Annotated in this window: 11 protein-coding genes; 5 read left to right on the plus strand and 6 right to left on the minus strand. The window is 66.9% G+C overall.

All coding sequences use genetic code 11. The features are described 5' to 3' along the window. The 4 genes from ABGI63_RS25490 to ABGI63_RS25505 all read right to left on the minus strand — a co-directional run. The coding region (locus tag ABGI63_RS25490; protein WP_349745326.1) for a hypothetical protein at nt 1-195 on the minus strand (195 nt) is incomplete at its 3' end. Beyond that, nucleotides 192-449, minus strand: coding sequence for a hypothetical protein (locus ABGI63_RS25495; protein ID WP_349745327.1), 258 nt, complete (start codon nt 447-449; stop codon nt 192-194). The genes ABGI63_RS25490 and ABGI63_RS25495, both read right to left, overlap by 4 nt. After that, nucleotides 446-700, minus strand: a complete 255-nt coding sequence (locus tag ABGI63_RS25500) for a hypothetical protein (RefSeq protein ID WP_137944395.1) — start codon at nt 698-700, stop codon at nt 446-448. Before ABGI63_RS25500 ends, ABGI63_RS25495 begins: the two co-directional genes overlap by 4 nt. Continuing rightward, complete coding sequence (locus ABGI63_RS25505; protein WP_349745328.1) at nt 697-1,176, minus strand: phage regulatory CII family protein; 480 nt, start codon at nt 1,174-1,176, stop codon at nt 697-699. Before ABGI63_RS25505 ends, ABGI63_RS25500 begins: the two co-directional genes overlap by 4 nt. A 267-nt stretch (nt 1,177-1,443) precedes the next feature. Here ABGI63_RS25505 and ABGI63_RS25510 point away from each other — a divergent pair, with 267 nt between their 5' ends. Then, entirely contained in the window at nt 1,444-1,707 is a 264-nt protein-coding gene (locus ABGI63_RS25510) for a hypothetical protein (RefSeq protein ID WP_349745329.1), read from the plus strand. Between the two features lie 203 nt (nt 1,708-1,910). On the opposite strand, the gene ABGI63_RS25515 is transcribed toward ABGI63_RS25510, so the two are convergent. Continuing rightward, the gene (locus tag ABGI63_RS25515) at nt 1,911-2,186 is read right to left on the minus strand and encodes a transcriptional regulator (RefSeq protein WP_349745330.1); all 276 of its coding nucleotides are present in this window, start codon (nt 2,184-2,186) and stop codon (nt 1,911-1,913) included. A gap of 73 nt (nt 2,187-2,259) precedes the next feature. Here ABGI63_RS25515 and ABGI63_RS25520 point away from each other — a divergent pair, with 73 nt between their 5' ends. Then, nucleotides 2,260-2,829, plus strand: coding sequence for a hypothetical protein (locus ABGI63_RS25520; RefSeq protein WP_349745331.1), 570 nt, complete (start codon nt 2,260-2,262; stop codon nt 2,827-2,829). A 323-nt stretch (nt 2,830-3,152) separates the two neighbouring features. Further along, entirely contained in the window at nt 3,153-3,365 is a 213-nt protein-coding gene (locus ABGI63_RS25525) for a hypothetical protein (protein WP_349745332.1), read from the plus strand. Between the two features lie 855 nt (nt 3,366-4,220). On the opposite strand, the gene ABGI63_RS25530 is transcribed toward ABGI63_RS25525, so the two are convergent. Continuing rightward, entirely contained in the window at nt 4,221-4,472 is a 252-nt protein-coding gene (locus tag ABGI63_RS25530) for a hypothetical protein (protein WP_349745333.1), read from the minus strand. Between the two features lie 97 nt (nt 4,473-4,569). On the opposite strand from ABGI63_RS25530, the gene ABGI63_RS25535 reads away from it, so the two are divergent. Continuing rightward, entirely contained in the window at nt 4,570-5,136 is a 567-nt protein-coding gene (locus tag ABGI63_RS25535; RefSeq protein WP_349745334.1) for a hypothetical protein, read from the plus strand. Between the two features lie 372 nt (nt 5,137-5,508). Further along, complete coding sequence (locus ABGI63_RS25540; protein ID WP_349745335.1) at nt 5,509-5,640, plus strand: hypothetical protein; 132 nt, start codon at nt 5,509-5,511, stop codon at nt 5,638-5,640. Nucleotides 5,641-5,905: the final 265 nt, after the last annotated feature.

Below are 5,905 nucleotides of genomic sequence, written 5' to 3' on the forward strand. Positions count from 1 at the left end.
ATAGACGGCCAGCGGCAGGCAGCGCTCGGCGCAGTTGCTGCAGATCCCCGGCACATCGCGCGGGTGCCTGGCGGCCAGCTGGCGCTGCCGCAAGAGCGCAGCCTGCAGGTGCTGCTCCTCGCGCAGCGTGGCCATGTCGTCAGGGCTCAGCCGCTCTGTGGTGTCGTGGCCCTCGGCCAGATCGGCGCGGGTCATGGGTTGTCCCATCGGCCATCGGCGCGCGGGTTCTGCCCCTCGGGCATGACCTTGCACAACCAGCCGGCGGCGCGCAGCTCTGCGGCCAGGTCGACCGCTGCGGCCAGCGGCTGCGGTCCAGGGATCTCCCACCACCAGTCGGCAGGCGGGACGCCACAGTTGAGGTCGAACCACACAACAAACAGCCCGAGCGGCGGCACCTGCTCGTCCGGGGCGGCGAGCGCCTCGCGCTCAATCACGGTGGCCGCCCTCACGCTCTCACCTCCAACGGCAAGGGGAGCTGCACCGTCCCGGGCAGCGCATACACCGGCACCGGGCGCTTCACGCCGGGCTCGCGGCGCGGCTCCAGCTGCAGGGCCTTGCGGGCGCGCACCATGTTGTCTAGCGTGTGGCGCGTGGCGGCCAGGCCGGTGCAGGCCACGCGGGCCAGCTGGCGCGTGGTGCCGGGGCCGTGCTTGAACAGGGCGCGCCGAAGCGCGATGTGGATCTCGCCGGCGGGCCTCATGCCGAACCTCCCAAGCCCGCCCGCTCGGCCGCCGGCATGCCAGCCCGGTGCAGACCCGCCAGGTGGGCGCGCATGGCCTGCATCTGCGCGATCGCGGAGGCGAGCTCGTCGTCGACGGCTTGCAGCTCATTGGCCGTCACGCGGCCATCGGCCAGCGTGCTGGTGCACTCGGTCAAAAACTCGCTGAACTCGCGCACCGTGCCGTTGATCAGCTGGGCGGCCTCGTCGCTGCTCAGCGCCGCCGGGTTGCGCAACAGCACATAGCCCAACACAGCGGCGTCCACCTGCAGCGCGCCATGGTCGCCCGTCTCCAGCTGCAGTTGCAGCGCCTCCTCGGGCGAGAAAAACTGCTTGCTGTCGTGCGGGTTCGCCTTATGCCGCAGCGTGGTGGGGCTCATGTCCATCAGCGCGGCCAGCGCCGCCGTGCCGCCGGGGTAGTGGTCGACAGCCCGTTTCAGGGCCCGGGTGGTGTCCATCAGAAAACTCCTCGTCGAAGCAAACCGCGCACGCCGCTGCTTTGCCCCGCCGCGATCGAGCGGCCAGACTGCAAGACATGCACCAAGGGAAGAAAAGACCCACCCACCCGCCGACGCGCCAAACAAACGCAGGGAGGGGTACGCCGCTGGCCAACCGGTGCCAGAGGCGCGCCGACGAACTGCCGGCGGCTGGGGTAAAGGGGTGGGCGCCCGGCCCTGGGGGATATGCTGTTGGCTCTCACACGCAACAGCCCAGGGAGGGCACCCATGGAAAAAGTCAACCTCGCATCAAATCTCGTCATCACGCTGACCTTCAGCCCAGACGATCTGGCTTGGCTCCAGGCGAATCGCTTCGAGGTGCCGGCGTTCTGGTCAGGGCACCTCGCAGCGCCCGCGCGAGGCGACGTACTGCGCTTCGCAGGCCATCAGTTCGTGATCGCCGCACGGGTGTGGGAGCACAACGGGGACGCGGCTGTGCTTCGTCTGTACCTTTCGGACCGAGTGGCTCAGACGGACGAAACGCTGCACTGACGAGCGCCAGGACGGCCGCCCGGTCAGTTCGTGAGTCCACACGAATGACCAGACCTGTCGCACCCGCTCCGCAAGAAGCTGGACCCGGAGCAGCCCTTGAGCCGGCGGCGACAGCACTCAAGTACGCATCGAGGGCGGGATTGCTCCGCCGTGACGACAGGAGGAGCGTCGCCCGCCTGATGTTCTCGATCTGGCTTCGGCGATCACGCTGCATGGCGCGCCTCCTCTTCAGCCTGGGGGATGGGGGGGGCGCCTTCGGTGCCGATCACGGCCGGCCAGATCATGTGCCAGTCGTCCGGACACAGCTCCCAGCACCGGACGGCGAAATCTGTGGCGCGTTCAATAGCTGGCACGTAGCGCGGCATCACCTTCTTCGTGCCAGCCGCCACCTGGGACAGGTAGCCGGACTGAACGCCCACAGCGAGGGCCACCCGACTGAGGCGGCCACGCTTCGCTTTGAAGTAGTCGGCAAGTTGCATGCCATCAACTCTACCTGCGGGTATATCTTCTGTCTATACCCATCGGCAATTTACCTGAGGGTATTCTTTGGCCATGGTTCAACGCAGCATCAGAGACACACGACAAGAGCAGCTCGAGCACCTGCTGGCCGAGCATGACGGCGTGCAAGTCGATCTCGCAAAGACGCTCCGGCGGCCGCCAGCCCAGGTCAACCACTGGCTCACGGGTCTCAAGGCAATTTCGGAGGATTCAGCACGCGACATTGAGCGCCGCGCTCAGAAGCCTGAAGGCTGGCTCGACCGACGCACCGCCGAAGCGCTCAAGCAGGTCGGCACAGCCGAGCCACCGCCCGCCGTTTACGCCATCGGCTCAGACTGGCCCCTGCCTGGAATCAGCCCCCACCAGCTACGCCGGCTCGCGCCTGCTGACCGGCAGTTCGTCGCCGACCACATCAAACTCGTCCTACACAGTGCCGAGCGGCGAGCACAGGAAGTGCCGAACTGGCGCGAGGTGGCGCTGCGCCTCGCCGCAAACGCAGACCTCCAAGACGGTGCACGCGACGCCTTCACCCAGTTCTGCCTGGCCGTTGACCGCCAGCACGCCGTGGAAGCCGCCCGCCCCAACGCCAAGAGCAAGCGCACAAAGCCCATCCACCCGAACTGATCACGGTGCCATGTACATCGAAATCAACGATCCAACGCATTGCACCTTCGTGCACCAGCCCCCGGGTGCCCAGCTTCATCCGACAGAGGAACAGTCACGCTCGTGTCCCCAATGCAGCCAGGCGACTTGGGCTCACACCTCGCGCTGCATGTGGTGCGGGTTTGATCGCTCCGCTCGCCTGGCGCGCTTGGCAACTGCGGCAGCGCTCGTTCTGGGGGCGTCCCTCGCCCTTCTGTCGGCCTGGCCGTTGTTCGGGTAGGGGAAACCCACGTTACAAACAGTGACATTGCCCCTTAAAACGATACGTTCTTTGGGAGCAGTAAATGAATGATCAGTACAGCCAGGCTGCGGCTGACTTGCTCAAGCGCGTCGCAGCCCGTAGCCGCAGCGAGCAACCGACCGCAACCCCGCAGATTGACCAAGTCGTCATCAATAGACCGGTGAATTGCACCTTCGTCTTCGGAGGCACCTCGGCGCCGGCCTCGCCGGGAGAACCGGTACCGAAGCAACCCGGCCGCAAGAACGGCCGAGCCTGAAGCACGCCTTAACTGCAGGTGGATATGACACGATCTGGACCGCTTCTAGGTGGGGCCGCCGTACTGGCGGCATTACTGTTTGCTGGATGCGCAGCAACGAACTCAGATCTGAGCGCAGACGATGTCGCTCAACTTGAGGAAGCTCTTGAGTGCGAGAACCAAGCTGACTGCGCTCGCTTGTGGCGCAAAGCACAGGCCTGGCTCGCGATGAACTCCGGGTACAAGATCCAGGCCTCGACCGAGATGATCATTCAGACCTATAACGCACAGCCCGGCTCGCGCACATGGGCATTCATGTTGACCCGCATCCCACTGGAGCGCGACCGCGAGCGGATCGTCCTTGAACCATCGTGCGGGCCAGGCTATGTCACGTTTTGCACCGAAAGCCCCAGCAAAGTCGTTGCACGATTTCGTCGCGCCATGCGGTCAGCCTAGTTCTGCGCACTGGAGAGGCGTCGCTACCCCTCGCTAGAAAAGCCGGCACCTTGCCGGCATTCTTTCGCCCAATAAATATACCCGTAGGTATTGCTTAAACATTTACCCTGCGGTATCTTCGCCTCCATCCCAACCGGAGGCGACCATGCAGACCACCCCATCCCAGCACCCCAGCCGCAGCGCACCGCTGTGCAAGGATTGCAAGCACCTGCTGCGCGAGCAGCGGAGCGCTTCCCGCTGCGCACACCCGCGCGCCGAGGTTGATCTTGTGTACGGCTACCCGGTGCGATGGGCGGAGCACATGCGCACCGACGACCGCTACTGCGGCCACGAAGCGGCATGGTTCGAGCGCAGCCCGAGCGCGGGATGCACCACCTGCCATGGCAGCGGCACCCGGCTGGAGCTGATCGACGGCAAGTCTCAGAAGGTGTCTTGCCCCGCTTGCCTGATGGCCCCGATGGCGGTGGCCACGGCCACCACGACCGCAGGCGCCACCGGCTCGGCAAACCGCGCCTGACAGACCAGCACCGCCAGGTCCAGCCGGGTCAGCAAGCCATGCACCGCACTCGCTTCACCAGCTCGTTCGTCATTGCTGCCGTCCTGCATCGAGCTCAGCTCGCGCTGCAGGCGCTCCTCGGCCAGGACCTGTGCCGGCGTTTCTTGAATGTCCATGAGAGCTCCTTTGTTCGTTCGTTAACAGTCGTTGGGTGGAACCACGATTGTGCGGCGGCAAGGGGCTCTCGCCCTCTCTGATTCATTGGAGGCGACCATGCAGCAAGCACTTCCCGCAGCAGCTCCCCACACCTTCCACTTCAGCTGCCAGCCTGACATGCTGCCCAACTACTTAGTCTGGGAGCATGGCGACGATCTGGGCCCGAACCGCTGTCGCTCGATGCACGGCGTGCACGATGACTTCGGCGCCCTGCAGACCCAGCCATACGGCGCGCTGCCGTTGGAGGTGTATCCGTTCCCGCATGAGGTCGACGACGAGGCCATGGCGGCTTTCTGGCCGCATGACATGCTCGGCCGCTTCGCCCCGCCGGCGCCACCCCAGCCGCCCCGCATCCGCGCCGAAATCCTGCCGGCCGACGAGGGCGATTTCATCGGCTACGCCGCCGAGATCAAGATCAGCACCGCCCGCCCGCTGGAGGGCGAACCCTTCTACCTGCTCAACATCGGCAGCAACGACCTGGTCTACGCCACCCGCAGCGAACTGCAGGGCCTCGTCGCCGCCGCTGCTGCGGTGCTGAGCCTGCAGCTCACGCCCTGCGCCGGTGATGTCGACCTGGTCGACGACGCCGACACCCTGGCCGCTCTCGCCGAGGTGCTGCAATGATGGGCGCGCTGGTCAACCTCAATCGCGGCGACGACCCCATGACCCGCATCAGCGAGGCCGAGCTGCTGCGCCTCATCGCCGAGCGCGCCGACCACGACATCGAGGGCAGCGGCTGGGGCGACTTCAGCCACGGCCACCTCGCCAGCCAGCCGCAGCCCGCCGAGGCCTGCANGCGAGGCCGAGCTGCTGCGCCTCATCGCCGAGCGCGCCGACCACGACATCGAGGGCAGCGGCTGGGGCGACTTCAGCCACGGCCACCTCGCCAGCCAGCCGCAGCCCGCCGAGGCCTGCACCGAGCTGGGCGCCGACAGCCCCAGCCCCGCCGCTGCCGAGGCCTGCCTGCTGGCCCGCTGGTTCGCCCGGTGGCCGCGCTTGGCGCCGTGGGTGGTGTCGGTGGGCATCGTGCTGCTGATGGGCCTGGCCGGCAGCGGCGACCCCGAGATCGAGCAGCTCAGCGCCGAGCGCGCCGAGGAGCTGGCCAGCGCGCAGGAGCTGCAGCCGTGATCAGCGTTGTCACGCCGATCGCCACGCACCCCTGCGGGTGCAAGTGCCTGCGCTGCACCGGCCTTGAGCGCTGCCCGGTCTGCCAGCGGCAGAAGCTGGACATCGACTGGTGCTGGTCCTGCAAGCGCCTGGTGCTCGCGCCCATCAGCCGGCAACCCACCAGCACCGGAGCGCGTCCATGACCCCCGCCCTCGCCACCATCGCCCAGGCCTGGCGCGAGGCCGAGCAGCGCCAGTACAGCGCCTGCAACCACTGCGACCACCAC

The organism is Roseateles cavernae (assembly GCF_040187885.1).
In the GTDB taxonomy this organism is placed as follows: Bacteria; Pseudomonadota; Gammaproteobacteria; order Burkholderiales; family Burkholderiaceae_C; genus Roseateles_E; species Roseateles_E cavernae.

What these genes read in the sequence shown, in the direction of transcription:
- ABGI63_RS25500 (WP_137944395.1), bottom strand. Translation starts at nt 700, where the DNA reads ATGAGGCCCGCCGGCGAGATCCACATCGCGCTTCGGCGCGCCCTGTTC.
- ABGI63_RS25510 (WP_349745329.1), top strand. Translation starts at nt 1,444, where the DNA reads ATGGAAAAAGTCAACCTCGCATCAAATCTCGTCATCACGCTGACCTTC.
- ABGI63_RS25535 (WP_349745334.1), top strand. Translation starts at nt 4,570, where the DNA reads ATGCAGCAAGCACTTCCCGCAGCAGCTCCCCACACCTTCCACTTCAGC.
- ABGI63_RS25530 (WP_349745333.1), bottom strand. Translation starts at nt 4,472, where the DNA reads ATGGACATTCAAGAAACGCCGGCACAGGTCCTGGCCGAGGAGCGCCTG.
- ABGI63_RS25505 (WP_349745328.1), bottom strand. Translation starts at nt 1,176, where the DNA reads ATGGACACCACCCGGGCCCTGAAACGGGCTGTCGACCACTACCCCGGC.
- ABGI63_RS25515 (WP_349745330.1), bottom strand. Translation starts at nt 2,186, where the DNA reads ATGCAACTTGCCGACTACTTCAAAGCGAAGCGTGGCCGCCTCAGTCGG.
- ABGI63_RS25525 (WP_349745332.1), top strand. Translation starts at nt 3,153, where the DNA reads ATGAATGATCAGTACAGCCAGGCTGCGGCTGACTTGCTCAAGCGCGTC.
- ABGI63_RS25520 (WP_349745331.1), top strand. Translation starts at nt 2,260, where the DNA reads ATGGTTCAACGCAGCATCAGAGACACACGACAAGAGCAGCTCGAGCAC.